This window comes from Glutamicibacter sp. 2E12 (assembly GCF_050030965.1).
Classification (GTDB): Bacteria; Actinomycetota; Actinomycetes; order Actinomycetales; family Micrococcaceae; genus Glutamicibacter.
The window spans coordinates 3,237,652-3,262,755 of record NZ_CP188297.1; the positions used below are offsets into that span (position 1 = coordinate 3,237,652).

Below are 25,104 nucleotides of genomic sequence, written 5' to 3' on the forward strand. Positions count from 1 at the left end.
TCGATAACCTAGAGACATGTCTTCTCACACCATTGACGAATTGATCGCTGACAACGGCGTCCGCGGACGGTACGTTCTGGTCCGCAGTGACCTGAACGTACCGCTCGACGGTGCAACTGTGACCGATGATGGCCGCGTCCGCGCGTCGCTGCCAGTCATCGGCAAGCTGGCTGAAGCTGGCGCAAAGGTCATCGTAATGGCCCACTTGGGACGCCCCAAGGGCCAGGTCGATGCCAAGTACTCCATCGCTCCTGCGGCTAACCGCCTGGACGAACTGGCTGACTTCGACGTAGCTGTTGCCGAAGACGTGGTGGGCGACTCCGCTCGCCAGTTGGCGGCAAACCTCGAAGAGGGCTCCGTGCTGGTTCTGGAGAACGTCCGCTTCGATGCTCGCGAAACCTCCAAGGATGATGCGCAGCGCGAAGAGTTCGCCAAGGAATTGGCTGCGCTGACCGGTCAGAACGGCGCTTACGTGAACGACGCTTTCGGTGCTGTGCACCGGAAGCACGCTTCGGTCTACGACATCGCCAGTCTGCTCCCTAGCTACCAGGGCGACCTGGTTGCTACCGAGGTCAAGGTCCTCAAGACCCTGACCGAGGCCCCGAAGCGCCCATACGTTGTGGTGCTCGGAGGGTCCAAGGTATCGGACAAGCTCGCTGTCATCGACAACCTACTGGGCAAGGCCGATCAGCTGCTGATCGGTGGCGGCATGGCCTTCACTTTCCTCAAGGCGCAGGGCTTCGCCATTGGCAGCTCGCTGCTTGAAGAAGACCAGATCGCGACCTGCCAGGAATACCTGCAGCGGGCCGAGAAGCTCGGCTGCGACATCATCGTGCCTAGCGACGTCGTAGTGGCAAGCAAGTTCGGTGCCGACGCAGAGCACGAGGTGCTGGCCGCAGACATGATCGAAGAAGCCAGCTTCGGCTCCAACGGCCTTGGCCTGGACATCGGACCAAAGTCCGCTGAACTGTTCGCAAGCTACATCACCAGCGCAAATACCGTGTTCTGGAATGGCCCGATGGGCGTCTTCGAGATCCCTGCTTTCGCCGAAGGTACCCGTACCGTCGCGCAGGCTCTGGCGGACTCGGAAGCGTTCAGCGTCGTAGGCGGCGGCGATTCCGCTGCAGCCGTGCGCGCACTGGGCTTCTCGGAGGATGACTTCGGCCATATCTCCACCGGTGGCGGCGCTTCGCTGGAGTACCTCGAAGGCAAGACCCTGCCGGGTGTTGCCGCATTGGAAGGCTAATAATGACCATTTCGCAGAACGGCGCCTTTGTGCGCCAGCCGCTGATTGCCGGCAACTGGAAGATGAACATGGACCACGTCCAGGGCATCACCCTGGTGCAGAAGCTGGCGTGGACCCTGAAGGACCATGAGCACGATTACGATCGTGCCGAGGTCGCAGTGTTCCCTCCCTTCACCGACATCCGCGGCGTGCAGACACTGACCCTGGGCGACAAACTGGATATCGTTTACGGTGCCCAGGATCTGTCCGCACAGGACTCAGGTGCGTACACTGGTGAAATTTCGGGCCAGTTCCTCAAGAAGCTCGGCTGCACCTACGTTTTGGTAGGCCACTCCGAGCGTCGCGAGTACCACAATGAAACCAACCAGGTGATTGCCGCCAAGCTGGCTGCTGCCTACCGCCACGACCTGACCCCGATGCTCTGCGTCGGCGAAGGCCTGGAAGTACGCAAGGCCGGCGAGCATGTGGCATTCACCCTGGACCAGTTGGCTCAGTCGCTGGAAGGCGTAACCGCTGAGCAGGCCGCAAGCCTGGTCATCGCCTACGAACCAGTCTGGGCCATCGGTACGGGCGAAGTTGCCGGACCAGCTGACGCGCAGGAAATGTGCGCCGCAATTCGCGGTGCGCTGGCTGAACGCTTCGGTGCAGAGATTGCCGAGAAGACTCAACTGCTCTATGGCGGTAGTGTTAAGGCAGCAAATGCCGCATCGATCATGCGCGAACGCGATGTTGATGGCGTGTTGGTTGGCGGTGCCAGCCTGGATGCCGAGGAATTTGCTAATATTGTCAGGTTCGAGCATCATCTCGTCACCGACTGAATCTAACTAAGGAACCGTCGACTTGGATATTATCAAGATCATTTTGCAGGTATTGCTGGGCATTACAAGCGTCCTGCTGACCCTGCTGATCCTTTTGCACAAGGGCCGTGGTGGCGGTATGTCCGACATGTTCGGCGGCGGCATGACCAGCTCAATGGGATCTTCGGGTGTAGCCGAGCGCAACCTGAACCGCATCACCATTATTCTTGGTCTGATCTGGGGTGCCGTGATTATCGGCCTCGCTCTGGTCCTGCGATTCAGCATCGAAGCCTAGGCAGTACCCTTCCGTAGCAGTCAATAGGCGCCTTCCACATCATGTGGAAGGCGCCTATTGCGCGTCTCAGGCCATTTGCCCGAACTTCTCGGTATCGGCAATCGATCCCAGCACGAGGATCTTGTCTCCGGTCTGCAGGACGGTGTTTCCGTCCGTGTTCTTCCATTCGCCGGCCGCATTGGTCGTGGCAGCGATGGTCACCCGGTATTTATTGCGTACCCCGGCATCACTGAGTTTCACACCGTGCAATGTGGCTGGTGCGCTCATTTTCACCATGGCATAGCCTGGATCGACTTCCAGGTAGTCCATCATGGATCCGCGCACCAGGTGGGCGACTCGCTTGCCCATGTCCTTCTCCGGGTAGACGATGTGGTGGATTCCGAGCTGCTCCAGGATCAGACCGTGCCGATCGTCCTGCGCCTTGGCCCAGATCTGCGGGATCCCCATGCTGACCAAGAGCGAGCAGCACAGGATGGATGACTGCAGGTGGCTGCCTACGGCAACCACCACGCGGTCGAACTCGTGGATCGAGAGCTGTTCAAGGATTTCCCGGCTTGAGGCGTCGGCGCGAACCACCTGAGTCAATTCCCCATTCAGGGACTGGACGATGTTCTCGTGCACGTCAATGCCCAGGACATGGGTACCGGACTTCATCAGTTCCAGGGCCAGGGATTCGCCAAATCGCCCGAGCCCGATCACTGCAACGGAGTCCGCCTTAGACAGGCCCTTGGCGTCATTTCGAAAATTCAGTAGCTTAGCCAATTGAAGGCCTTTCCTTGGGGAGTTCGTAGAGCGCTTTTCGATCGCGCAGGGCCAGCGCGGAGCCCAGCGAGAGGACCCCGACGCGGCCCAGGTACATCAATGCAATGAGGATGCCCTTGGCAGGGTCCGGCAAATCCGGGGTAATGCCGGTGGACAGCCCGACGGTGCCGAATGCGGAGGTGGCTTCAAAGAGGCAGCGGTCCAGGGAATAGCCGGTCAGCAGCAGCAGGCCCATGGTGCCGACGAATACCGCCGCTACGCCCATCAGCGCCACCGTGATGGCCTGCCGGTGCACCGAGCGGGACAGGCGCTTGCCTAGGACATTGACGGCGGTCTCGCCGCGAAGTTCGGTCATGATGATGAACAGCAGGATCGCAGCCGTGGTGATCTTAATGCCGCCGGCGGTGCCGGCAGGCCCTCCGCCGATGAACATCAGCACATCCATGCCCAGCCAGGAGGCTGGATGCATCGCGCCGATATCGATGGAATTGAAGCCAGCGGTACGTGTCTGCACCGATTGGAAGAATCCAGCCAGGATCCGCTGGGCAGGTTCAAGCTCGCCCAGCGTCTTCGGATTGGACCATTCCATGGCGGTGATGAAGATGGTGCCGCCAAGCAGCAGCAATGCGGTCATGAGCAGGACCAGGCGAGTGTTCATCGTCCACTTCAGCGAATTCCGCCAGTGATGCCTGAGCTGGACCAGAACCGGGAAGCCCAAGCCGCCGAGGATGATGGCGATGCTGATGGGGATGCATAGCCACGGGTCCGCGACGAAATCCATCAGGTTATTCGAGTAGAGGGCGAATCCCGCGTTATTGAAGGAAGAGACCGCATGGAACAGGCCATGCCAGATCGCCCTGGCGGGTTCGTAGTCGTAGGCCAGCCAGAAGCGGAGGGCCAAGACGAAGGCCACTGCGGATTCGATGGCCAGTGACAGCTTGATGATCATCAATGCCGAGGTGCGCACGTCGGCGCCGGAAACGGCGGAGCTTTCGCGCTGGGTGGAGAGCCGGGTGAGGTAGCCGATTCGGCCCATGACCAGCATGCTCAGCAATGATGCGACGAGCATCAGACCCAGGCCGCCGACCTGAATCAGGACCAGGATGACGATCTTGCCGAAGAGGGTGTAGTGGGTTGCCGTATCCAAGACAGTCAGGCCGGTGACGCACACCGCTGACGTCGCGGTGAAGATCCCGTCCACCAAGGATGTGAAGGTGCCTTGCGTGTTGGCCGCCGGTGAAGACAGGAGCAATCCGCCAATGAGGATTGCGCCGGCAAAGGCGAAGGCTACTGCGCGTGCGGGTTTGGCCAGCACGCTGTGCTGCGCGGCGGACCGCGCATTGGGAAGATTCATGGAGATCGCAATGGTCGAAATAACGTCTCGCGAAACCGTGGGACGAGTAGTACGAATGAAATAATACGCTCGGAAAAGCCGGTGTCAATGGTGATTCCCGTCACCTGGCCCGTAGTTGATAGCGGACCTGCGGGAGCGCCTGGTCCGTTCTGCCACAGTCCCGCCGCCGGTTAAAGCAGACCGGCAGCCACGCGGAAAACGCGTGGCTGCCGGTTTGCCGCTGGTACTGCTAAGTTTCGAGCAATTCCACGACCCGCTGTGCGGTACCCCAGGAAAGGGTGACCCCAGCCCCGCCGTGGCCGTAGGCCGCAATGACAGGCACCGCGTGCCCGTCGACGCGCTCCAAGCGGATCGTCTCGCGTGCCGGGCGCAGCCCCACCTTGTGCTCCAGGATCTCGCAGCCGGCCAGCTGGGGGACCAGGCCGATGGCACGGCGCAGCATGTCGGTGGCGGTCTGCGGGTCGACCTCGGCGTTGAAGTCGTTGGCCACGTCGGTACCGCCAACAATGATGTCATCGCGGCGCGGAATGATGTAGGTGACGCCCTGGGGATGCTCGTCATAGCAGAGCCAGTGGACCAACCCTGCGGTGTTTGCCAGGCGAATCACCTGGCCTCGGATGGGGTAGACAGTGCCGTCATCCCCGGTGAGTTCGCCGCCGCGCAGGCCCGTGGCCAATACGACGGCGTCGGCCTCTTCCTGCAACTCGTCGATGGATCCGATGGTGCGCTGGATGAACTTGACGCCCTTGGCCAAGGCTTGTTCATGCAGCCAGGAGAGGTAGAGAGGCATAGTGATCACCGGGACGGTGGCACGCATGCCGGCGGCGGCAATGCGCGGGATGTCTTCTGCTGGGGCTTCGGCGGCGTTGGCGACGATCTGTGCCCAAGAGCGGTCTTCCTCCGGGGACGCTTCCAGATTCAGGCCGCGGCGCAGGTCGATGCCGGTTTCCTTGATGCCGGAGAGCTCCTCGAAGCGTGCCAGCGAACGGGCGAGCAGCAGATCGGCGGCTGCGGAGTTCTGCGAGTGGTACGGGAACCAGATGGCTGCGGCCACCGCGGAGACGGTCTGCAGCGGCAGCTGGTCGGCGATGACGGTGACCTGGTGGCCGGCGGCAGCCAGCTCATGGGCGGTGGAGAGCCCGATGACGCCGGCGCCGATCACCGTGACCTTGCGGGATGGCTGCGCGGCATCGGGCAGCGGGGCGGAATGCATGGGAACCTTTCGGGCAGGTGGCGAGGGGAAAGCAAAGGCCGGTGCCGTGATCCTGGAGTGCAGGATCGCGGCACCGGCGATGCGGTGCAGGCTAGAGCAAGGTGGCCGCGGCGCGGTCGATGATCCAGCGGGTCGCTTGGGTGCCGTGCACGGCGGAGGCCGGGACAGCGGTCTCGTTGACCTCGTGCTGGGCCTTGGCCAGCGCCGGCGCCTTGTCGGCACCGGCCACGATCAGCCAGACCTCCTTGGCGGTGTTGATGGTGCCCATGGTGAGCGTGACGCGGTGCGCAGGCGGCTTGGGGGAGTCGTGGACCGCGATGACTCCTGGCTCATCGGACCGGGTGTGGTTCGGGAAGAGCGAGGCGACATGCGAGTCCGGGCCCATGCCCAGCATCAGCACATCGAACGCGGGGTTCAAGGCGCTGTCTTCGGCTTCCCCGGCCAGTTCCTCGGCGTAGGCCGCGGCGGCCTGCTCGGCGGACTCGTACTTGTCGCTGGCGCCCATGGCGTGCACGGTGGCGCGGTCCAGGCCCAATTCATCCAGCGCGTCGAACAGGGCTGCGGCCTGCAGCACGTTGCGATCTGCTGAATCGGTGGCGACAAAGCGCTCGTCGCCCCACCAGAAGTGCACCTGCGACCAGTTGACCGAGGCCTTGGCGGGGTTGGCCGCGACGGCTTCCAGGGCGGCGATGCCCAGCGAACCGCCGGTCACCACCACGTGGGCAACTCCGCGGGCGGCCAGTGCATCGGCGATCGCGGTGATCAGCCGGGCCGCAATGGCGTGGGCGGTAGCTTCCGGGTTCTCATGGATCAGTATTTGCCTAGCGATCACTGGATCTGATGCTCCTCAGGTTGGTCAGGTTCAGGCCCTTGGTGATGACCTCGCCGAAGACGTCATCGGCGTCCAGGCGGCGCATCTCTTCGGCCAGGCATTCGGCCACCGAACGCCGTGGCAGGGAGATGCGTTGCGGGGCCGATCCGGGCAGGTAAAGGTGGGCTACCGCGCCGGAAGGGCGCGAAAGCTCCACGTCGCCGGCTTCGCGTGCCAGCCGGACGCTGGAGAGCCCGCCATTGGACTTGTCCGCGGCGATGGTCACCGGGACGTCCAGGCACAGGGTCAGCCAGGCGGCCAGCAAGGTGGTGGACGGGGAATTATCCGAGCCCTTCACGGTGATGCCCGAGAGCCCCTCGGTGCCGATCAGGTCGATGATGCTCGCCAGCTGGGCACGCCACAGGGTCAGCCGCGTCCAGGCGAGGTCGGTGTCGCCGGCCTGGTAGGTCTCGATGCGGCTGAACAGCGCGGCGGTGGGGTCTTCGGTTTCCGCCGAATCGGTGATGCGGCGGTGCGCCAGCTTGCCCAGCGCGGTGCCGGCCGGATCCTGCGGCACGCCATGCGGCCACCAGGCTACGATCGGCGCATCGGGCAGCAGCAGTGCGGAGATCAGCGCCTCGTCGGCCACGACATCCGGGCCGTAGGTGCGCATCACGATCACCTCGGAGGCGCCGGCGTCCCCGCCCACGCGGATTTGCACGTCCAGCCGGTTGGCCTCGGACTTGTTGCCGCGGACCACCACGATGATCCGGCAGGGGTGCTCGCGGCTGGCCAGGTTGGCCGCCTCGATCGCGTTCTCGGCGAACCCCTCGCGGGTGATGACCACCAGGGTCATCACGCGGGAGAGCGCTACCACGCCGTGGGTGCGGCGCGAGGAGATCAGCTTCTTGGCCACCTTGGAGGTGGTGGTGTTGGGAAGATCGATCATCATGGTCGTCTCCAGGTCCTTCCATCCTTGGCCATCAGCTCATCGCTGCTTTCGGGTCCCCAGGAGCCCGGAGCGTAGGGATCGGGCTGGGTGGGCTGCGAGGCCCAGAACTCCTCAAAAGGATCCAGGATGCGCCAGGACTGCTCGACTTCCTCATGGCGCGGGAACAGCGGCGGCTCACCGAGCAGCACATCGAGGATCAGCCGCTCGTAGGCCTCGGGCGAGGATTCGGTGAAGGCGTTGCCGTAGCCGAAGTCCATGGTCACATCGCGGATCTCCATCTGGGTGCCGGGCACCTTGGAGGAGAAGCGGATGGTCGCGCCTTCATCGGGCTGCACGCGGATCACGAACGCGTTCTGGCCGAATTCGTCGTCCTTGTGGTCGGTGAACAGCAGGTTCGGCGCCTTCTTGAAGACCACCGCGATTTCGGTGACGCGGCGGCCCAGGCGCTTGCCGGCACGCAGGTAGAACGGCACCCCGGACCAGCGGCGGGTATTGATGTTCAGGCGCACCGCCGCGTAGGTCTCGGTTTTGGACTTCGGGTTGAAGCCCTCCTCGTCGAGGAAGCCGACGACCTCCTCGGCGCCCTGCCAGCCAGAGGTGTACTGGCCGCGGGCACTGGCCGCGCCCAGGTCCTCGGGCAGCTGGACGGCGGTGAGCACCTTCTCCTTTTCGCTGCGCAGGTGGTCCGCGTCGAAGGAAATGGGTTCCTCCATGGCGGTCAGCGCCAGCAGCTGGAGCAGGTGGTTCTGGATGACGTCGCGGGCGGCGCCCACACCGTCGTAGTAGCTGGCGCGGCCGCCAATGCCGATGTCCTCGGCCATGGTGATCTGCACGTGGTCCACGTACTTGTTGTTCCACAGCGGCTCGAACATCTGGTTGCCGAAACGCAGAGCCAGCAGGTTCTGCACGGTTTCCTTGCCCAGATAGTGGTCGATGCGGAACACCGCGTCCGGCGGGAACACGGACTCCACGATCTCGTTCAGTTCGCGGGCGCTTTGCAGGTCGTGGCCGAAGGGCTTCTCGATGACCACGCGTTCCCAGCCCGGGTTCTTGTCCTTGGCCAGCTTGTGCTCGGAGAGCTTCTGGCAGACAACCTCGAACCAGCTCGGCGGGATCGAGAGGTAGAAGGCGTGGTTGCGCCCGGTGGACCGGGATTCGGCCAGTTCGTCCAGGGTCGCGGCCAGCTTCTCGTAGGCGCCATCATCGTCGAAGGCGCCGGAGATGAAGCGCATGCCGGCGGCCAGCTGGGCGAACACGGTTTCGTTGAAGGGGGTGCGGGCGCTGGCGAGGATCCATTCGCGGGCCTGGTCGGCGAAGTCCTGTGCCGTCCAGTCGCGGCGGCCGAAGCCGACAATCGCAAAATTCGGGGGAAGCAGTCCGCGGTTAGCCAGGTCGTAGACCGCTGGCATGAGTTTCTTGCGGGCAAGGTCGCCGGTGATTCCGAAGAACACCAGCGCGCCCGGACCGGCAATGCGGTTAAGCCGCCGGTCGCGGGCGTCGCGTAGTGGGTTGCTCATAGTGCCTTACTTCGCTGCCTCTAGCAGGGCAGCGATTCCGGCGGCGCGGTCCGTGAGGTTCACGCGCAGCACTGGGCGGTTATGTTCGGCGTCAGCCAGTACTGCGCCATCGCCGATCGCCTGGGCGGTGATCAGGCCGCCGAAGGTGTACGGACGCTCCGGGATCCCAAGGTCTTCCTTGTGATCCGCGGTGACCTGCAAGAACACGCCCTGTGCCGGGCCGCCCTTGTGGTACTGGCCGGTGGAGTGCAAGAAGCGCGGACCCCAGCCGAAGGTGACTGGACGGCCGGTCTTCTTGGCGAGCAGATCGCGCAGCGCGGCAAGCTCCTGGTCCGCATTGCGGTTCAGGTATGCCTGGATGGCGAGGTAGCCGTCTGCCGGAAGCTGCGCGGCGAGCTGCTCCACAGCCGCCTCCAAGGTCTTGGCCCCGGTGCCGTAGAGCTCAACTGGTCCGTCCACTGCATCCGGTGCGCTCTGCGCCGGAGCATCGAGCATGGAACGGGCGGCGATCTTCGCGGCCTCGACATCAGGCTGGTCGAAGGGGCTGATGCCCAGCAGGTAGCCGGCCACGGCGGTGGCGTACTCGAAGATCATGAAGGCGGTGCCCAGCGGTGCACTGAAGTGCACGGCGGTGGCGTCCTCGTCGAAATCCTCAGGCAGCGCGTCGTAGACGAACAGCGGCAGCACGTCCTGAGCCGGGTTCGCCAGCTCCGGTGCATCCACATGCGCGGCAACAGGCAGCACGCCCTTGCCTTCCTTGCCGGTGGACTCGGCGATCAGCTGCTCGGCCCAATCGCCGAAGCCCGGCAGGGCATCGCCCACACAGGCAATCAGCAGCTTGTCGCGGCCCGCGGTAGCCATGGCGGCACCCAGGTGCAGCGCGAGGTTGTCCTCGTCGTCCAGAGCCAGCACATCGTTGATCAGCCCGGATTCTTCAACCAGGGCTTCGATGTCCGCGCCGGCCAGGCCCGAAGGGACCAGGCCGAAAGCGGTCAGCGCCGAGTAGCGCCCGCCGACATTCGGATCCGCAGTGAATACCGCGCGCACGCCATCAGGATTATCCATGGGCGAGCCCGGATCGGTGACCAGCACCAAGCGGGTCGCCGGATCAATGCCGGCAGCCTGGAAAGCTGCGGTGAACGCACGGCGCTGCGAATCGGTTTCCACGGTGGAACCCGACTTGGAAGCAACCACCACGACGGTGCGCTGCAGGTCGGTTTCCACGATCTGCTTGACCATCGACGGATCGGTGGTGTCGCAGATGACCAGTTCCACCTCGTCATGGGCGGTGATGACCTCAGGAGCCAGCGAGGAGCCGCCCATGCCGCACAGCACGATGCGGGTCAGGCCCTCTTCTTGCAGCTCATCGCGCAGATCCAGGATCTGCGGGATCAGTTTGCCAGCTGCCTCGAAGGGGTTGACCCAACCGAGGCGGATGGCCGATTCAGCTTCTGCCTCAGGACCCCAAATGGTCGGGTCCTGGGCGGCGATGCGGCTGCCGATCTTCGCTTCGATCAGCTTCGGGAGCAACGCATCGACGGAGGCCAGGGCCTCGCCGGAGGTTACCAGACCAAGCTCCATCTACTTGGCTCCCTTCAATGCCACAGCCATGTCCTCAAGCAGCTCGTTCCATGCGACGTCGAACTTCTGAACGCCTTCGACCTCGAGCAGGTCCACGACCTCGTTGTAGTCGATGCCCAGTGCAGCGAGCTTGTCCAGCACGCGGTTGGCCGCATCGTAGCCGCCGGCGATCGCGTTGCCGCGCACCTCGGCTTCAGCCGCGGTGGCGTCCAGGGTCTTCTCCGGCATGGTGTTCACGGTCTGCGGCGCGACCAGTTCGGTCACGTACAGGGTCGATGGGTAGGCAGGATCCTTCACGCCGGTCGAAGCCCACAGCGGACGCTGGACGTTGGCGCCGGCAGCTGCCAGCACCTCGTAGCGTGCCGAAGCGAAGGACTCTTCGAAGACCTGGTAAGCCAGGCGGGCATTGGCCACGCCGGCCTGGCCGCGCACGGCGGCCGCGGCATCGGTGCCGATGGCGTCCAGGCGCTTGTCGATTTCCGAATCCACGCGGGAAACGAAGAAGGAAGCGACCGAGTGGATCTTGGACAGGTCCACGCCGGCAGCGTGGGCCTTCTCCAGGCCCAGCAGGTAGGCGTTGATGACCTCGCGGTAGCGTTCCAGCGAGAAGATCAGGGTGACGTTCACCGAAATGCCGGCGGCAATGGTTTCGGTGATGGCTTCCAGGCCCTCGACGGTTGCCGGGATCTTGATCAGCACATTCTCGCGGTTCACGCGTTCGTACAGGGCCTTGGCCTGGGCGATGGTTGGTGCGGTCTCGTGAGCCAGGCGGGGATCGACCTCGATGGACACGCGGCCGTCGAAGCCCTGGGAGGACTCGTAGACGCCCTTGAACAGGTCGCAGGCAGCTGCCACGTCGTCGCTGGTGATTTCGGTGATCGCGTCTTCCACCGAGCGGTGCTTCTGCTCGGCGATGGCCTCGCCGTACACCTCTGCCTTGGACAGCGATGCCGCGAAGATTGCCGGGTTGGTTGTCACGCCGACCACGTTCTTCTCTTCGATCAGCTTGGCCAGCGAGCCGCTGGTCAGCCGTTCACGCGAAAGGTCGTCCAGCCAGATGGAGACGCCGGCATCGGACAGGGCCTGGGTATTCGGGTTGCTCATAATCTTTACTTCGGTTCCTTACTTGGCAGCGTTCTGCATGGAGGTTTCGGCAGCGGCTACAACAGCCTCGGTGGTGATGCCGAACTCGGAGTACAGCTTCTTGTAATCGGCGGAAGCGCCGAAGTGATCCAGCGAAATGATTTCGCCGTGCGCGCCGACCAGCTCGCGCCAGCCCTGGGCCACGCCGGCTTCAACCGAAACGCGGGCGGTGATGGCTGCCGGCAGGACCTCTTCGCGGTAGGCCGCGTCCTGCTTGGCGAACCATTCCAGCGACGGCAGCGAAACGACGCGGGCCGCGACGTTCTTGGCAGCCAGGGCTTCGCGGGCTTCGATAGCCAGCTCGACCTCGGAGCCGGTGGCCAGCAAGATGACATCCGGAGTGGTCTCCGCGCCATCGCGCACAGCCTCGGCGAGGATGTAGCCGCCCTTCAGCGTGCCTTCGGCGCCGCGGAAGCCGGTGGCCGCGCGGTCGTAGATTGGCAGGTTCTGACGGGAGAGGACGATGCCCGACGGGGTGTCGGTCAGCTCGAGGATGCCGCGCCATGCGTAGGCGACTTCGTTGGCATCCGCTGGGCGGACGACGTCGAAGTTGGGGATGATGCGCAGCGAAGCGAGCTGCTCCACTGGCTGGTGGGTCGGGCCGTCTTCGCCCAGGCCGATGGAGTCGTGGGTCCACACGAAGATCGAGGGGACACCCATCAGCGCGGCCAAGCGGATCGCCGGACGCTGGTAGTCCGAGAAGATCAGGAAGGTTCCGGAGAATGCACGGGTCGGGCTGGAGAGCACGATGCCGTTCACGATCGAGGCGGCGGCGTGCTCGCGGATGCCGAAGTGCAGCACGCGGCCGAACGGGCTGGCGGACCAGGAATCGGTGGAGCGGCGCTCGGGAGCGAAGGACTTCGCGGTCTCGATGGTGGTGTTGTTCGAACCGGCGAGGTCGGCAGAGCCGCCCCAGAGTTCTGGCAATTCATCGGCGATCGCGTTGATGACCTTGCCCGACGCGGCGCGGGTAGCCATGGTGGAGCCTGGCTCGAAGGCCGGGATCTTCTCGGTCCAGCCCTCTGGCAATTCGCCAGCCTGCAGGCGCTCAAGCAGGGCGGCTTCTTCCGGATTGGCTGACTTCCAGGCCTCGAAGGTCTCGTTCCACGAGGCGTGCAGCTGCGCACCGCGGGTTACGACCTCGCGGGCGTGAGCCAGTACATCGTCCTCGATCTGGAAGTTCTTCTCGGGGTCGAAGCCCAGGATCGTCTTCAGGCCGGAAACTTCCTCGGTACCCAGCTTCGAGCCGTGGATGCCGCCGGTGTTCTGCTTGGTCGGCGATGGCCATCCGATGATGGTGCGCAGGCTGATGATCGATGGGCGGGAGGTCTCGGCCTTCGCGGCGCGCACAGCAGCATCGAGTGCGGCCATGTCCTCGACGTATTCTCCGGTGACGGTCCAGTCCACGCGCTGGGTGTGCCAGCCGTAGGACTCGTAGCGGCCCAGCACGTCTTCGGTGAAGGCGATGTCGGTGTCGTTCTCGATGGAGATCTTGTTGTCATCGTAGATCACAACGAGGTTGCCCAGTTCCTGGTGGCCGGCCAGCGAGGAGGCCTCGGAGGTGACGCCTTCCTGCAGGTCGCCATCGGAAGCGATGACGTAGACAGTGTGGTCGAACGGGCTGGTCCCTGCCTCGGCAGCTGGATCCAGCAGGCCGCGCATGCGGCGCTGGGAGTAGGCGAAACCAACGGCGGAAGCCAGGCCCTGGCCCAGCGGACCGGTGGTGATCTCAACGCCGGCGGTGTGGCCGAACTCCGGGTGGCCCGGGGTCTTGGCGCCCCAGGTGCGCAGCGCTTCGATGTCTTCCATCTCCAGACCGTAGCCCGAGAGGAACAGCTGCAGGTACAGGGTCAGCGAGGTGTGGCCCGGGGAAAGCACGAAACGGTCGCGGCCGATCCAGTTCGGATCCTTCGGATCGTGGCGCAGGTGCTTCTGGAAAATCAAGTAGGCGGCCGGAGCCAAGCTCATTGCGGTACCGGGGTGGCCATTGCCAACCTTTTCGACGGCGTCGGCTGCCAGGACACGGGTGGTGTCGATGGCCTTACGGTCCAACTCGGTCAGTGAGAATTCTTCTACTAAGGATTCAGTCGCCACAGCGGCGTTCCTTCCATTCAGGCTTGGACGGGAGATATCTCCCGCTGACACGCAATACGCCGTCGCCTCCTGCTTCCTCCGGCTGTGCTTTATTCAGAGGGATGCAGGTCGCGACGGCGCAATCTGAGTCAACTCTATCGCGAAAAGGCGTATTGGGGCGTTGGATTTAGCAAGATGACACAGAATTATTCGGTTTGCGCAGAAGGTGGACTTGATACGGCTATTCATGCCACGGCGTGAGCGAATTGCTCAGGCATTCTGCGCATTCGTGCGCAGGTGGCAGCCGGGGGATATGGGTGGCCGGGCACTTCTGCCAGCCGGTGCACGGCAACCAGCCAACGCTACAAAGAACAAGATTTGTTCCACTAGCGGCCATCAGTTGCCATCTTTGTTCATTTGGGAGCAGGGTCCGGGGGACCGCGCGCAATCTGCCGAAATGCTGTTGGGCATTTGGAACTGGATGAGTTCTCCCGCCGCGCGGGGTTATTCCATCGAAGGCTCCCGGCTTGTCGACTTTGGCGTGCTGCAACGGTACGCGGGAAACGCTGGTTGGGGCGGGGGCTGCCTGCGGAAGATCGGTTCGAGGAGCAGAATCCGATGGGAGCGTGAAGCCGCAAAGGTGCATGGCTAGCCGCCGGGCAGGCGATTGCAGCGTCTTGAATTGAGCCAAATCACCATTTTTCAACTGTGATCCTCTCCTGGGGAGTTTCAATCAATTTCTATCCAGCGTAGAATGACAGTGTCTGTCTTGTACCCGTGAAGAACTGAGTGCGTTTAATTGAAGACTCAAAGTGTCGCCGCAGCATCAGTGCCCCGCGCATCGCGTCAGCCTGATGAAAATGCCGGCGATTTTCTGAAGCGCAAGGCCAATGCCTACGTGGCGTTGACGAAGCCTCGCGTAATCGAGTTGCTGCTAGTGAGCACCCTTCCGACCATGATCTTTGCCGAACGGGGTTTCCCCTCCGTCTGGCTCATGATCTCCACCCTTGTTGGTGGAGCTATGGCCGCAGGTGCTTCTGGTGCATTCAACTGCTATATCGATCGCGATATGGATAAGTTGATGAAGCGTACCAAGGGGCGCCCTTTAGTCACTGGGGACCTCACCCCGAGGGAAGCACTGGTCTTCTCTTGGGTATTGGCCATAGCCTCCCTGGTGGTTCTCTGGGTTGGCACCAATCCGCTGACGACCGCCTTGGGCCTGGCTGCAATCCTCCTCTACGTCGTGTTCTACACTTTGATCCTCAAGCGCCGTACCGCTCAGAACATTGTCTGGGGTGGCATCGCCGGCTGCATGCCTGTGCTGATCGCTTGGGCCGCAGTGACCAACACAATTGAATGGCCAGCGATCATCCTGTTCCTGGTGATCTTCCTCTGGACCCCGCCGCATTACTGGCCGCTGTCCATGAAGTATGCGGATGACTACAACGCGGCTTCAGTGCCTATGCTGGGCGCGATCGCCAACGCTCGCCGCGTTTCGGTACAGGTTGTGCTCTACGCTTGGGCCACTGTCGTTTGCTCGATGCTGCTGGTCCCACTGGGTAGCGCAGGAATCGTTTACACCGCAATCGCTGGTGGCGCGGGCATCTGGTTCGTCTACGAATCGCACGTGCTCTACCGCGAAGCGCAGAGCGACCATAAGCCGGCTGAGATCAACCGCAAGGCCATGAAGGTCTTCCATATCTCCATTACCTACTTGTCGATCGTATTCCTGGCCTTGGCCATTGACCCGTTCGTGGGTAGCCCGCTGTTCGGCTAGGTTCAACGCCGCAGCTGAGCGTCGGTTAGCGCCCTTCCTGGAATCCAAATGAAAATGGATTCCAGGAAGGGCGCTTTTCTGCGTTCGAGCGTAGTTGCCCTTCGCATCGGCCAATGCATGCGCACTATGCGTTTAGGCAGAAATTACTCTCATCGAGGGAAATAAGACTAGATCTTGCTATGCAAGTCTTGCTACGCAAGGTATGGTTATCGCATGTCCGATCAACGCGAGAAAATCGCCACGAATATACGCAAGGGCGTCCTTGAGTACTGTGTGCTGGCTTCGTTAGCCAGCGGAGATAAATACGGGTTGGAGCTGGCAGAAGAGCTCACCGCGCGGAAGCTTACCGCCGGCGAGGGGAGCCTGTATCCGTTGCTGGCGCGCATGAAAGCCACTGGGCTGGTAGAAACCTACTGGGAAGAAGGCGCGTCGGGACGCAAACGGAAGTACTACACCATTACCGAGCACGGGCATCTGATGGTTGGCGAGTTCCGCGGGGTATGGGAAGCAATTTCAATGCAAGTCACCGATCTACTTGGAGAGCAACATGGCATCGACAGCTGAGCAGTACAGTGCGGAAGCGTATTTGCGGGAATTGGGGAAGCTCCTGCGCGGTGCTCCAAGGGATATGGGCTTAGAGCTTCTGGAGGATGTGGCGCAGCATATCGAGGATGGCCGAGCCCTAGGCAGGGATGATGACCAAATCCTCGCCGCGCTAGGCAGTCCTGAAACTGTTGCAGCCCCTCTGATGGCCGAGTACGCGGCTCCGCAGGAGCGGGCCATTCTACGCAGGAATAGCTTGGTGCTCGGTGCGGTGGCACTGGTCCTCGGTGTCCTTGTCTCCATCATCGATACGACTCTGGCAGATACCCTGGGTGACCTGATTTTTGGCGCTTCTGTGCCAGAAGGTGAGGGCAGTAGCTACGACTCGATATATGAGCAAGGCGCATTGCAACTGCTGATCTTCGCAATATTCGGACTTGGCGTAGCGGCCACCGCGGTCATGAAGGGAAAAACGGCACGAATCTACGGCTACGCGGCGGCCTTGTGCATGACAGCGCTCGTTGCCGGATTAATTACCAGCAGTGGAATCTTCTATATCCCGTCAATGGTCGCAGCATGGATGCTAGTCGGAATCAATGGGCGTTCGTCCAAATCGGTGAATCGAGAACCGCGTTCAAAGTTGATCCGCATCATTGGTGGCACTGCTCTGCTATTGCCAGTCGTGCTCCTGGGAGCCGCATCGTTCACGAGTATCGAGCCGAACGTCGCCGTATACGCATACCTTGCCCTGGGCTTGGCCTGCGGCATCGGGTTCTTGTCCAATTCCCGGATTGCTCTATGGGCTACCTGCGCTAACGGCGCCGCCCTTCTTGCGGTTTCCACCGTGGATCAAGGCCTGCTGCTTGCGGCATTCTGGCTAGCCGGAACAGTCTATTTCTTCTTTGGACTTTATGGTTTGATGTGGTTCACGCGCCGTGGAACGGCCGGGGGACAGCGTTAAGCAACTGGGGGTTGCCTTGCACATCGAGTGCAGGGCAACCCCCAGTCATTTACTCAGGATTCTAGGAATCGTTGCGCTGGTATTCCGGAAGGATGGCAGCCCGATCCCAGACGTTTGCGGAGGCGGCAAGCAGCAAGCTCGCGCCGAGCATGTGGGAGAGTACCAGGGCGACTGGCAGCCCATTGAAATGCTGGATGTAGCCAATTGCTGCCTGGACCGCAATTGCCGCGACAAGCCACCAGATGGCGATGCGAAGCTGGATGTTTCCGCCCTGCTTGTAGGCCAGAATCAGCACCACGATGGTTGCGGCAACGAGCAAGTACACCGGAGCAGTATGCATGCGGGTTACCAGCAGCGGATCGAACAAGTGGCGCGGGGCATCGGCATCGCCTGCATGCGGTCCGGTGCCGGTCACGATAGTTCCGAATGCCACTGCGAGCAGGGAGAAGATCCATGCGGCGAAGGAGAGCTGGCGGATCGACTTGCTGCTCTGATCGAACTTGCGGTTCTTCAGTTCCTTGGCGGTGCGGTTCACCTGGAATGTTGCCATGATGACCAGTGCGCCGGAAATCAGGAAGTGCACCGAAACGACCCAAGCGTTCAGTCCGGTCCACACGGTGATGGCTCCGATGAGTGCCTGCAACGCGATGCCGGCGAGCAAGCCGATGGACAGCTTGAACAGGGTGCGGTGGGTAGGGCGCATCTTCCAGATGGAGATCAGGAACGCGACAGCGATGACCAGCAGGACAAAGGTCAGCAGGCGGTTGCCGAACTCGATGATTCCATGGATGCCCATTTCCGGGACAGGGGTCATCGAACCGGGAACGCAATTGGGCCAGTGGGAGCAGCCGAGGCCCGAATTCGTCAAGCGTACGGCTCCACCGGTGACGATAATGCCAATCTGCGAGATCAGGGATGCGATCGCGAGACCATGCACGAGGCGAGTGACCTTCGTGGGCAGTTTATCGGCCCAGCTCTGGGTGGCTTGGGCTGAAGACATTGAAATCTCCCTTTTCGGAATTTGGGTGGTGGTCAGCTCCATTTGAACAGCTTGATGGCTGCAAAGGAGCCAACTGCTGACCAAAGGATCAAGAAGATAAGGCCAGCAATGCTGAACTGGCCGTGGATCAGGGCATCGCGCATGGCATCGCCCAGCGCTGCCGATGGCAGCGCATTCAGGGTTGGCTGGGCCCAATCAGGGGCCATGCTCAAGGGGTAGAGGACACCGCCGGCACCGGCCAGCAGGATCCAGGCAAGGTTGGTGATCGCCAACGTCGCTTCAGGGCGGACGGTGCCGGCAATCAGCAGGCCTAGCGCGGTAAACGCGGCTGCGCCCAAGAGCAGGAAGAGTATAGCCGGAGCAATGCCCCAAGGGTTCGGATGCCAGTCCAGGAACAACAAGGAGACAGAGCAGATTAAGACGACCTGGATCAGCAGGACCGACAGCACGGCAATGACCTTGCCGAAAATCAGTCCGGTTTTCCCCAGCGGCGTAGTGGAGAACATGGTCAGCACGCCATAGCGGCGGTCAAATCCGGTGCCAATTCCCTGCCCGGTGAAAGCCGTCGAAATGACGCACAAGGCCAAGACGCCAGGAACGGCGGCATCAATGCTGCGGTCTGCGACATCCTTGACCAGATCGGTCAGGGTGAGCACGAAGAGCGCAATGAGCGGCATGACAACAGCGAGAATGAGCTGTTCGCCATTGCTGAGCATCTGGATGGATTCGTATTTACCCTGGTTCAGGATTCGGCGCAGTGGCGAGACAGCATTGGAGCGTGCCTGTGTTTGGCTCATGCCCTTCCCTCCTTCTGTGCGATTTCAAGGAAAACGTCTTCGAGGCTTCGTGACTGCAAGTTGAGCTCGGTTGGCAAAATGCCCTCCTGGAGCCACCAATGGGTTAGCCAGTTCAAGTGTTCGGGGGAGTTGACCCCGTCGAGCCGGTATTGGCCGGCTCCGGTCTCCTCCAGGTGCAATCCTGCCGGTGGTTCAGGTAGGCGCAGCCCTGCTGGGGCGGAGAAGGACACCGGGCGGGTGTCCTGGTCTTCGGCAGCGCGGGCCGTCAGCTCGGCCACGGTGCCTTGCGCCACGGTGCAGCCCTTGTCGATGATGTAGACGTAGTCGCTGAGGCGTTGCGCGTCATCCATGAGGTGGGTGGTGAGGATGATGGCCTTTCCTGCATCGCGAAGTTCGGCAATGAGGTCGAAGACTACCTGGCGGGACTGCGGATCCAGCCCAGCACTTGGTTCATCGAGGAAGAGCACTTCCGGATCTCCGGCCAGCGCCAGGGCCAAGGCGACGCGCTGCTTCTGGCCACCAGAGAGACGGCGGATCGTGCGGGTGCCAAATGATTCGAGATCCAACCGTGTGATCAACGCATCAATATCAATGGGCTTCTGATAGAGGGAAGCGACGTGCCTCAAGAGCGGAACCGGTCGCATTGAGGGTGGCAACCCTCCGTCTTGGAGCATGACTCCGACGCGGGAACGCAATTCGGGATTGTCGCCGAAGGGGTTCTGGCCCAGGAGTTCGACGGTTCCGCCTTCGGGCTGAAGCAGCCCCTGGGCACAAGCGAGGGTCGTGGATTTGCCGGCTCCGTTAGCTCCTAAAAGCGTGGTGACCTGACCCGGATAAGCTTTTAGGGACACCGACTCCAGGACTCGCAACATGCGATTGTCCAAGGCGGGGACTGGACCTAAATCTTTAGCCAGCTCGTTGATGACAAGGCTGGGAGTTACAGAAGACACTGAAACATTCTACGACATGTCGAACTGGCTGAGCTGAGTGTTTTGTCACCAACCCTCGAGTTCCGTTGAGGTGGGCGGGACAATGGGAGTGTCAGAGGTTCGATTCAAGTAACGCACTAGTCGGGCAAGCATGTCCTTAGTAAGTCCTTCCTTACTAGACCTAGAGCAAAAATTTACGCATGATTGTGTTGTGTATTCATCAAATTCAGAATCAGCTAGTGGCTCCACTGCCGCGACAGTTGGCGCAGTTGGGGATACCGAGGAGCGTACGCGCGACCGCGTCCTGTACGCAGTACTCGAGGACGGGCCGGTCAGTGCTGCCGAGCTTGGAAGCAAGCTGGGCTTCACGCCTGCTGCGGTCCGCCGTCACCTCGACGCGCTCTCAAAATCGGGACTCGTAGAGGTGAAACTGGTAGCCAACCAGAAAACCGGTGCTGGACGTCCGTCGCGTCGCTACGTGCTTTCGCACCGCGGGCAGACGAAGTTGGGCAACGATTACCTGGAGATTGCTTCCGACGCATTGAAGATGCTCGGCGATGCGGCCGGAGAGGACGCGATTCGCAAGTTTGCGCGTAACCGCTTCGCATCAATGGAAGACCGATACGCCAAGGCGCTGGTCGGCGTTGAAGGGCTGGAAGCACGAGCCGAGGTGCTGGGCAATTTGCTCAGTGCAGATGGATTCGTGGGATACACCCGAAAAGTGGATACCAAAGTGGCAACTGCCCTGATGCATAGCGTGCAGCTATGCCAGGGACACTGCCCGATACAAGACTTGGCACGAGAGTTTCCAGTGTTTTGCGACATGGAAACGGAAATGTTCGCCCGCTTGCTAGGCGTCGACGTCCGACGACTGTCGACCTTGGCCGGTGGAGGACACGTGTGCACGACCCACATCCCTGTGGGGCGTGAAAAGGCGCCAATGCGCGCTGAGAAAAGAACTCGAATTCAGTTCACGAAGCAGGAGAGGCCGCGATGACGGATCAGATTGCACAGGAGTCTGCCGACCCGGGTGTAATTTCCGAAATTCTGGAGAAGAACCCCGAACTCCACGGAATCGGCAATTACGAATACGGCTGGTCAGACAAGAACGACGCGGGTGCAAATGCGCGCCGTGGCGTCGACAAGGACGTAGTGGCGAATATTTCCGCCCTGAAGTCCGAGCCAGAATGGATGCTGGAGCGTCGCCAGAAGGCGCTGAAGTACTTCGATCGCAAGCCAATGCCTACCTGGGGTCCAGACCTCTCGGGTATTGATTTCGACAACATCAAGTACTTCGTGCGTTCCACCGAGAAGCAGGCGACCTCCTGGGAAGAACTTCCAGAAGACATCAAGAACACCTACGACAAGTTGGGTATTCCAGAGGCTGAAAAGCAGCGTCTGGTGTCTGGCGTTGCCGCCCAGTACGAGTCCGAGGTTGTTTACCACCAGCTGCGTGAAGACCTTGAAGCCCAGGGCGTCATCTTCCTTGACACCGACACTGGACTGAAGGAACACCCGGAGATCTTCCAGGAGTACTTCGGCTCGGTCATTCCAGCGGGCGACAACAAGTTCGCTTCGCTGAACACTGCCGTGTGGTCCGGCGGCTCGTTCGTGTACGTCCCGAAGGGCGTACATGTGGAGATCCCGCTGCAGGCTTACTTCCGCATCAACACGGAAAACATGGGCCAGTTCGAACGCACCCTGATCATCGCTGATGAGGGCTCCTACGTTCACTACATCGAGGGTTGCACCGCACCGATCTACCAGTCGGATTCGCTGCACTCTGCCGTTGTGGAAATCATCGTGAAGAAGGACGCCCGCGTTCGCTACACCACGATCCAGAACTGGTCGAACAACGTCTACAACCTGGTGACCAAGCGTGCCGTCTGCGAAGAAGGCGCCACCATGGAATGGGTCGATGGCAACATCGGCTCGAAGGTCACCATGAAGTACCCAGCCGTTTACCTCGTTGGCGAACGCGCCAAGGGTGAGACCCTGTCCATCGCCTTCGCCGGCGAGGGCCAGCACCAGGACACCGGATCCAAGATGGTCCACATCGCTCCGAACACCTCTTCGGCCATTGTGGCCAAGTCGGTGGCTCGTAACGGTGGCCGCTCGGCTTACCGCGGCCTGGTCCAGGTCCAGGAAGGCGCCAAGGGCACCAAGAACTCGGTGGTCTGCGACGCGTTGCTGGTCGACCAGATCTCGCGTTCGGATACCTACCCGTACATCGACGTCCGCGAGGACGACGTAACCATGGGCCACGAGGCGACCGTCTCGCGCGTTTCCGAAGAGCAGCTGTTCTACCTGATGTCCCGCGGCATGGCCGAGGACGAGGCCATGGCAATGATCGTGCGCGGCTTCGTTGAGCCAATCGCACGCGAGCTGCCTATGGAGTACGCGCTGGAACTGAACCGCCTTATTGAACTTCAGATGGAAGGATCGGTCGGCTAAGAATGTCGGAGACCACCACCCATATCCCAGCAGAGAAGGCGCGCATCGGCGCACCATCGATTCCTGGTTTCACCGAAGAGGGCGAAGACCTTTCGCCGATCAACGACAACGACAGCTCGCCGCTGGCCGGTGCCTCCACCAAGGCGCACAGCCACGGCGGCGGAGTTGGAGTTCCCGATTCATCGCGTGCCGGTCGACTGACCAGCACCAATGTAGATGACTTCGCCAAGCTGACCGGTCGTGAAGAGGACTGGCGCTTCACCCCGCTCAAGCGCCTGAAGGGCCTGCACAGCGATGACCTCACCGGCGCGGCTCCGAAGATAGAGCTCGCCGGCAACGGAATCGCCAAGCTGTCGGTTGTTCCGGCTGGCGACGCGCTGAACGGTGTTGCGCATACCCCGGATGACCGCGTGTCGGCCAACGCTTGGAAGTTCGCTTCCGAGACCCACGTTGTGACGATCCCGAAGAACGCCGAAGGTGCCAACGCAACCCTGCGCATCACCGGCGAGTCGCTGGCAGCGGCGGCTCAGCACCTCATCGTTGTTGCCGAGGAAAATTCCGAGGCTACTGTTGTGCTGGACCACGTCGGTTCGGCAGTGCTGGCACAGAACGTCGAGTTCGACGTCCAGGCCAACGCCCGCTTGACCGTGATCTCCCTGCAGGCTTGGGAAGATGACGCCGTTCACGCTTCCTCGCAGCAGGCGCTGGTAGCTGCTGGCGCTTCGTTCAAGCACATTGTTGTTTCCTTCGGTGGCGACCTGGTTCGCGTGAACCCGTCGGCTCGCTTCACCGGCGAACGCGCTGAGATCGAGCTCTACGGCTTGTACTTCGCAGATGCCGGCCAGCACCTGGAGCACCGCTTGTTCGTTGACCACGCTGTGGCCAACTGCAAGTCGAACGTGCTGTACAAGGGTGCGCTGCAGGGCAAGGACGCACACACCGTGTGGGTTGGCGATGTGCTGATCCAGAAGGCTGCTGTTGGTACCGACTCCTACGAAGCCAACCGCAACCTGGTTCTGACCGATGGCGCCCGCGCTGATTCGGTTCCGAACCTTGAAATCGAAACCGGTCTGATCGATGGTGCTGGCCACGCATCGACCACCGGCCGCTTCGACGATGAGCACCTCTTCTACCTGATGGCTCGCGGCATCGATGAAAAGACCGCACGCCGCTTGGTAGTTCGCGGATTCCTGAACGAAATCGTTCAGCAGATCGGCGATGAGGCTCTGCAGGAGCGACTGACCGACACCATCGAAGAAGAATTGGCTGCTACCGAGAACTAGGTAGTGCTCGCTTCACCAGCTTTTTAGCCTTAGCGCTTTTTAGAAAGAAACGGAACGACGTATGTCTACTCTGGAAATCAAGGACCTGCACGTCTCGATTGACACCGAGCAGGGCGAGAAGGAAATTCTCAAGGGTGTAACCCTGACCATCAAGACCGGCGAAACCCACGCAATCATGGGCCCTAACGGCTCGGGCAAGTCGACCTTGGCTTCGACCATCGCTGGCCACCCGCGCTACAACGTCACCTCCGGCTCCATCACCCTCGATGGTGAAGATGTCCTGGAGATGAGCGTCGACGAGCGCGCCAAGGCTGGCCTGTTCCTGGCTATGCAGTACCCGGTAGAGGTACCAGGCGTAACCATGACCAACTTCCTGCGTACCGCCAAGACCGCCATCGACGGCGAAGCTCCAAAGCTTCGTACTTGGACCAAGGACGTCAAGGAAGCTATGAGCAAGCTGAAGATCGATGCCGACTTCGCTGGCCGTAACGTCAACGAAGGCTTCTCCGGTGGCGAGAAGAAGCGCGTCGAGATCCTGCAGCTGGAACTGTTCAAGCCCAAGTTCGCAGTGCTGGACGAGACCGACTCCGGCCTGGACGTCGACGCTCTGAAGGTTGTCTCCGAGGGCGTTAACCGCGCACAGGACGAGAACGAAATGGGCACCCTGCTCATCACCCACTACACCCGCATCCTGCGCTACATCAAGCCAGAATTCGTGCACGTGTTCGTGGATGGCCGAGTTGCAGAACAGGGCGGCCCGGAACTGGCTGACCGTCTGGAAGAAGAAGGCTACGACCGTTACCTGAACGTCAAGGCCTAAGGTTACAATCATGAGCGAATCGACCGAACAGAGCACGGGAGCCGCTACGACTCCTCTGGAAGACGTTGAGGAAGCGCTCAAGGACGTCATTGACCCTGAACTGGGTGTCAATATTGTCGACCTGGGTTTGCTGTATGGCCTGAAGTACGCAGAAGACGGCGTACTTTTGCTGGACCTCACACTGACAACCGCCGCTTGCCCGCTCACCGATATTATCGAAGAGCAGGTCGGCCAGGCGCTGGAGAGCGTTGTGGACGACCACCGTTTGAACTGGGTCTGGATGCCGCCTTGGGGTCCAGAACGAATCACCGATGACGGTCGCGATCAGATGCGAGCCCTGGGCTTCAACATCTAATTTAGGCTGTTTCAAGCAGAACCGCTTGCTCCCTACGGGGGTGAGCGGTTCTGTTCGTTAACGCCCGAGGGGCCTGCATTCCTTCTGGTATCTCGTGGAAGAGCCGAAAGGGAAAGGGGTACCCGGGGCAGAATCGGGGAGCAGCGCATGTCCGAAGCCGCAAATGGTGCACATGAGAGCGCAACGTGGCCGATCGCAGAAATCGACGAAGCACCCAAGGACGTGAATGACCTCGAGCTGGGAGTCAACATTGTTGGCCTGGGCCTGCTTTACGGACGGTGTTTCGACGGCGATTCAGTCCTGGAAATCGACTTGACGTTGACGACGCCTGCCTGCCCGCTGACCGATCTACTCGAAGCGCAGATTGATGAAGTGCTGAAGAACCTTGTCGACGGCCGGAATCAGATGCAGGCCTTGGGGTTCAACATCTAGGCCAATGCC

24 protein-coding genes are annotated in these 25,104 nt (G+C 61.5%); 12 read left to right on the forward strand and 12 right to left on the reverse strand.

All coding sequences use genetic code 11. The features are described from left to right. The first annotated feature begins 16 nt into the window (after nucleotides 1-16). The 3 genes from ACP3TE_RS15200 to secG are packed head-to-tail and all read left to right on the forward strand — an operon-like array spanning nucleotide 17 to nucleotide 2,338. Nucleotides 17-1,246, forward strand: coding sequence for a phosphoglycerate kinase (locus ACP3TE_RS15200; protein WP_133834207.1), 1,230 nt, complete (start codon nucleotides 17-19; stop codon nucleotides 1,244-1,246). A 2-nt stretch (nucleotides 1,247-1,248) separates the two neighbouring features. Next, on the forward strand, nucleotides 1,249-2,064 hold the full coding sequence (gene tpiA / locus ACP3TE_RS15205; RefSeq protein WP_105656663.1) for a triose-phosphate isomerase: 816 nt from the start codon (nucleotides 1,249-1,251) through the stop codon (nucleotides 2,062-2,064). Between the two features lie 22 nt (nucleotides 2,065-2,086). Next, nucleotides 2,087-2,338 (forward strand): preprotein translocase subunit SecG, encoded by a 252-nt coding sequence (gene secG, locus ACP3TE_RS15210; protein WP_105656662.1) that lies wholly within the window; start codon nucleotides 2,087-2,089, stop codon nucleotides 2,336-2,338. A 66-nt stretch (nucleotides 2,339-2,404) separates the two neighbouring features. On the opposite strand, the gene ACP3TE_RS15215 is transcribed toward secG, so the two are convergent. The 9 genes from ACP3TE_RS15215 to tkt form a co-directional block, all read right to left on the reverse strand. Next, nucleotides 2,405-3,100 (reverse strand): potassium channel family protein, encoded by a 696-nt coding sequence (locus tag ACP3TE_RS15215; protein WP_426734105.1) that lies wholly within the window; start codon nucleotides 3,098-3,100, stop codon nucleotides 2,405-2,407. Further along, nucleotides 3,093-4,454 carry a TrkH family potassium uptake protein gene (locus tag ACP3TE_RS15220; protein WP_105656661.1) on the reverse strand — a complete coding sequence of 454 codons (1,362 nt, stop codon included), beginning with the start codon at nucleotides 4,452-4,454 and terminating at the stop codon, nucleotides 3,093-3,095. Before ACP3TE_RS15220 ends, ACP3TE_RS15215 begins: the two co-directional genes overlap by 8 nt. Nucleotides 4,455-4,683: 229 nt before the next feature. Then, the gene (locus ACP3TE_RS15225) at nucleotides 4,684-5,667 is read right to left on the reverse strand and encodes an NAD(P)/FAD-dependent oxidoreductase (protein ID WP_402696064.1); all 984 of its coding nucleotides are present in this window, start codon (nucleotides 5,665-5,667) and stop codon (nucleotides 4,684-4,686) included. Between the two features lie 91 nt (nucleotides 5,668-5,758). Next, nucleotides 5,759-6,499, reverse strand: a complete 741-nt coding sequence (gene pgl, locus ACP3TE_RS15230) for a 6-phosphogluconolactonase (protein ID WP_105656659.1) — start codon at nucleotides 6,497-6,499, stop codon at nucleotides 5,759-5,761. Continuing rightward, nucleotides 6,489-7,430 carry a glucose-6-phosphate dehydrogenase assembly protein OpcA gene (locus tag ACP3TE_RS15235; protein ID WP_105656658.1) on the reverse strand — a complete coding sequence of 314 codons (942 nt, stop codon included), beginning with the start codon at nucleotides 7,428-7,430 and terminating at the stop codon, nucleotides 6,489-6,491. Before ACP3TE_RS15235 ends, pgl begins: the two co-directional genes overlap by 11 nt. Beyond that, nucleotides 7,427-8,947 (reverse strand): glucose-6-phosphate dehydrogenase, encoded by a 1,521-nt coding sequence (gene zwf / locus ACP3TE_RS15240; RefSeq protein WP_105656657.1) that lies wholly within the window; start codon nucleotides 8,945-8,947, stop codon nucleotides 7,427-7,429. The genes ACP3TE_RS15235 and zwf overlap by 4 nt, the downstream gene beginning before the upstream one ends. 6 nt (nucleotides 8,948-8,953) lie before the next feature. Next, entirely contained in the window at nucleotides 8,954-10,528 is a 1,575-nt protein-coding gene (locus ACP3TE_RS15245) for a glucose-6-phosphate isomerase (protein WP_133834202.1), read from the reverse strand. After that, nucleotides 10,529-11,632: a transaldolase gene (gene tal / locus ACP3TE_RS15250; RefSeq protein ID WP_105656655.1), complete on the reverse strand. Its 1,104-nt coding sequence runs from the start codon at nucleotides 11,630-11,632 to the stop codon at nucleotides 10,529-10,531. A gap of 18 nt (nucleotides 11,633-11,650) precedes the next feature. After that, nucleotides 11,651-13,765 (reverse strand): transketolase, encoded by a 2,115-nt coding sequence (gene tkt / locus ACP3TE_RS15255; protein WP_402696068.1) that lies wholly within the window; start codon nucleotides 13,763-13,765, stop codon nucleotides 11,651-11,653. An 808-nt stretch (nucleotides 13,766-14,573) separates the two neighbouring features. On the opposite strand from tkt, the gene ACP3TE_RS15260 reads away from it, so the two are divergent. The 3 genes from ACP3TE_RS15260 to ACP3TE_RS15270 all read left to right on the forward strand — a co-directional run bounded on the left by ACP3TE_RS15260 (nucleotide 14,574) and on the right by ACP3TE_RS15270 (nucleotide 17,025). After that, nucleotides 14,574-15,521, forward strand: coding sequence for a heme o synthase (locus ACP3TE_RS15260; protein ID WP_105656652.1), 948 nt, complete (start codon nucleotides 14,574-14,576; stop codon nucleotides 15,519-15,521). A 213-nt stretch (nucleotides 15,522-15,734) separates the two neighbouring features. Continuing rightward, the gene (locus ACP3TE_RS15265; protein WP_105656651.1) at nucleotides 15,735-16,085 is read left to right on the forward strand and encodes a PadR family transcriptional regulator; all 351 of its coding nucleotides are present in this window, start codon (nucleotides 15,735-15,737) and stop codon (nucleotides 16,083-16,085) included. Next, on the forward strand, nucleotides 16,069-17,025 hold the full coding sequence (locus tag ACP3TE_RS15270; RefSeq protein WP_332727184.1) for a DUF1700 domain-containing protein: 957 nt from the start codon (nucleotides 16,069-16,071) through the stop codon (nucleotides 17,023-17,025). The genes ACP3TE_RS15265 and ACP3TE_RS15270 overlap by 17 nt, the downstream gene beginning before the upstream one ends. Nucleotides 17,026-17,086: 61 nt before the next feature. Here the strand turns inward: ACP3TE_RS15270 and ACP3TE_RS15275 are convergent, their stop codons facing one another. The 3 genes from ACP3TE_RS15275 to ACP3TE_RS15285 are packed head-to-tail and all read right to left on the reverse strand — an operon-like array spanning nucleotide 17,087 to nucleotide 19,772. Further along, a complete protein-coding gene (locus tag ACP3TE_RS15275; RefSeq protein WP_105656845.1) occupies nucleotides 17,087-18,025 on the reverse strand; it encodes a COX15/CtaA family protein in 939 nt (312 codons plus the stop codon). 32 nt (nucleotides 18,026-18,057) lie between these two features. After that, a complete protein-coding gene (locus ACP3TE_RS15280; protein WP_105656649.1) occupies nucleotides 18,058-18,822 on the reverse strand; it encodes an ABC transporter permease in 765 nt (254 codons plus the stop codon). Then, nucleotides 18,819-19,772 carry an ABC transporter ATP-binding protein gene (locus ACP3TE_RS15285; protein WP_133834196.1) on the reverse strand — a complete coding sequence of 318 codons (954 nt, stop codon included), beginning with the start codon at nucleotides 19,770-19,772 and terminating at the stop codon, nucleotides 18,819-18,821. Before ACP3TE_RS15285 ends, ACP3TE_RS15280 begins: the two co-directional genes overlap by 4 nt. 190 nt (nucleotides 19,773-19,962) lie before the next feature. On the opposite strand from ACP3TE_RS15285, the gene ACP3TE_RS15290 reads away from it, so the two are divergent. The 6 genes from ACP3TE_RS15290 to ACP3TE_RS15315 all read left to right on the forward strand — a co-directional run bounded on the left by ACP3TE_RS15290 (nucleotide 19,963) and on the right by ACP3TE_RS15315 (nucleotide 25,095). After that, on the forward strand, nucleotides 19,963-20,748 hold the full coding sequence (locus tag ACP3TE_RS15290; RefSeq protein ID WP_105656647.1) for a helix-turn-helix transcriptional regulator: 786 nt from the start codon (nucleotides 19,963-19,965) through the stop codon (nucleotides 20,746-20,748). Beyond that, nucleotides 20,745-22,205 (forward strand): Fe-S cluster assembly protein SufB, encoded by a 1,461-nt coding sequence (gene sufB, locus ACP3TE_RS15295; RefSeq protein ID WP_133834195.1) that lies wholly within the window; start codon nucleotides 20,745-20,747, stop codon nucleotides 22,203-22,205. The genes ACP3TE_RS15290 and sufB overlap by 4 nt, the downstream gene beginning before the upstream one ends. A 2-nt stretch (nucleotides 22,206-22,207) precedes the next feature. Further along, a complete protein-coding gene (gene sufD / locus ACP3TE_RS15300; RefSeq protein ID WP_133834194.1) occupies nucleotides 22,208-23,488 on the forward strand; it encodes a Fe-S cluster assembly protein SufD in 1,281 nt (426 codons plus the stop codon). Nucleotides 23,489-23,549: 61 nt separating this feature from the next. Beyond that, nucleotides 23,550-24,308, forward strand: coding sequence for a Fe-S cluster assembly ATPase SufC (gene sufC, locus ACP3TE_RS15305; RefSeq protein WP_105656644.1), 759 nt, complete (start codon nucleotides 23,550-23,552; stop codon nucleotides 24,306-24,308). A gap of 10 nt (nucleotides 24,309-24,318) precedes the next feature. Next, on the forward strand, nucleotides 24,319-24,663 hold the full coding sequence (locus ACP3TE_RS15310) for a metal-sulfur cluster assembly factor (RefSeq protein WP_105656643.1): 345 nt from the start codon (nucleotides 24,319-24,321) through the stop codon (nucleotides 24,661-24,663). A gap of 147 nt (nucleotides 24,664-24,810) precedes the next feature. Next, entirely contained in the window at nucleotides 24,811-25,095 is a 285-nt protein-coding gene (locus ACP3TE_RS15315; RefSeq protein WP_105656642.1) for a metal-sulfur cluster assembly factor, read from the forward strand. Nucleotides 25,096-25,104: the final 9 nt, after the last annotated feature.

What these genes read in the sequence shown, in the direction of transcription:
- ACP3TE_RS15315 (WP_105656642.1), top strand. Translation starts at nt 24,811, where the DNA reads ATGTCCGAAGCCGCAAATGGTGCACATGAGAGCGCAACGTGGCCGATC.
- sufC (WP_105656644.1), top strand. Translation starts at nt 23,550, where the DNA reads ATGTCTACTCTGGAAATCAAGGACCTGCACGTCTCGATTGACACCGAG.
- ACP3TE_RS15225 (WP_402696064.1), bottom strand. Translation starts at nt 5,667, where the DNA reads ATGCATTCCGCCCCGCTGCCCGATGCCGCGCAGCCATCCCGCAAGGTC.
- sufD (WP_133834194.1), top strand. Translation starts at nt 22,208, where the DNA reads ATGTCGGAGACCACCACCCATATCCCAGCAGAGAAGGCGCGCATCGGC.
- ACP3TE_RS15310 (WP_105656643.1), top strand. Translation starts at nt 24,319, where the DNA reads ATGAGCGAATCGACCGAACAGAGCACGGGAGCCGCTACGACTCCTCTG.
- ACP3TE_RS15270 (WP_332727184.1), top strand. Translation starts at nt 16,069, where the DNA reads ATGGCATCGACAGCTGAGCAGTACAGTGCGGAAGCGTATTTGCGGGAA.
- ACP3TE_RS15275 (WP_105656845.1), bottom strand. Translation starts at nt 18,025, where the DNA reads ATGTCTTCAGCCCAAGCCACCCAGAGCTGGGCCGATAAACTGCCCACG.
- ACP3TE_RS15265 (WP_105656651.1), top strand. Translation starts at nt 15,735, where the DNA reads ATGTCCGATCAACGCGAGAAAATCGCCACGAATATACGCAAGGGCGTC.
- ACP3TE_RS15220 (WP_105656661.1), bottom strand. Translation starts at nt 4,454, where the DNA reads ATGAATCTTCCCAATGCGCGGTCCGCCGCGCAGCACAGCGTGCTGGCC.
- tpiA (WP_105656663.1), top strand. Translation starts at nt 1,249, where the DNA reads ATGACCATTTCGCAGAACGGCGCCTTTGTGCGCCAGCCGCTGATTGCC.
- ACP3TE_RS15280 (WP_105656649.1), bottom strand. Translation starts at nt 18,822, where the DNA reads ATGAGCCAAACACAGGCACGCTCCAATGCTGTCTCGCCACTGCGCCGA.
- sufB (WP_133834195.1), top strand. Translation starts at nt 20,745, where the DNA reads ATGACGGATCAGATTGCACAGGAGTCTGCCGACCCGGGTGTAATTTCC.
- zwf (WP_105656657.1), bottom strand. Translation starts at nt 8,947, where the DNA reads ATGAGCAACCCACTACGCGACGCCCGCGACCGGCGGCTTAACCGCATT.
- tal (WP_105656655.1), bottom strand. Translation starts at nt 11,632, where the DNA reads ATGAGCAACCCGAATACCCAGGCCCTGTCCGATGCCGGCGTCTCCATC.
- ACP3TE_RS15245 (WP_133834202.1), bottom strand. Translation starts at nt 10,528, where the DNA reads ATGGAGCTTGGTCTGGTAACCTCCGGCGAGGCCCTGGCCTCCGTCGAT.
- ACP3TE_RS15235 (WP_105656658.1), bottom strand. Translation starts at nt 7,430, where the DNA reads ATGATGATCGATCTTCCCAACACCACCACCTCCAAGGTGGCCAAGAAG.
- ACP3TE_RS15200 (WP_133834207.1), top strand. Translation starts at nt 17, where the DNA reads ATGTCTTCTCACACCATTGACGAATTGATCGCTGACAACGGCGTCCGC.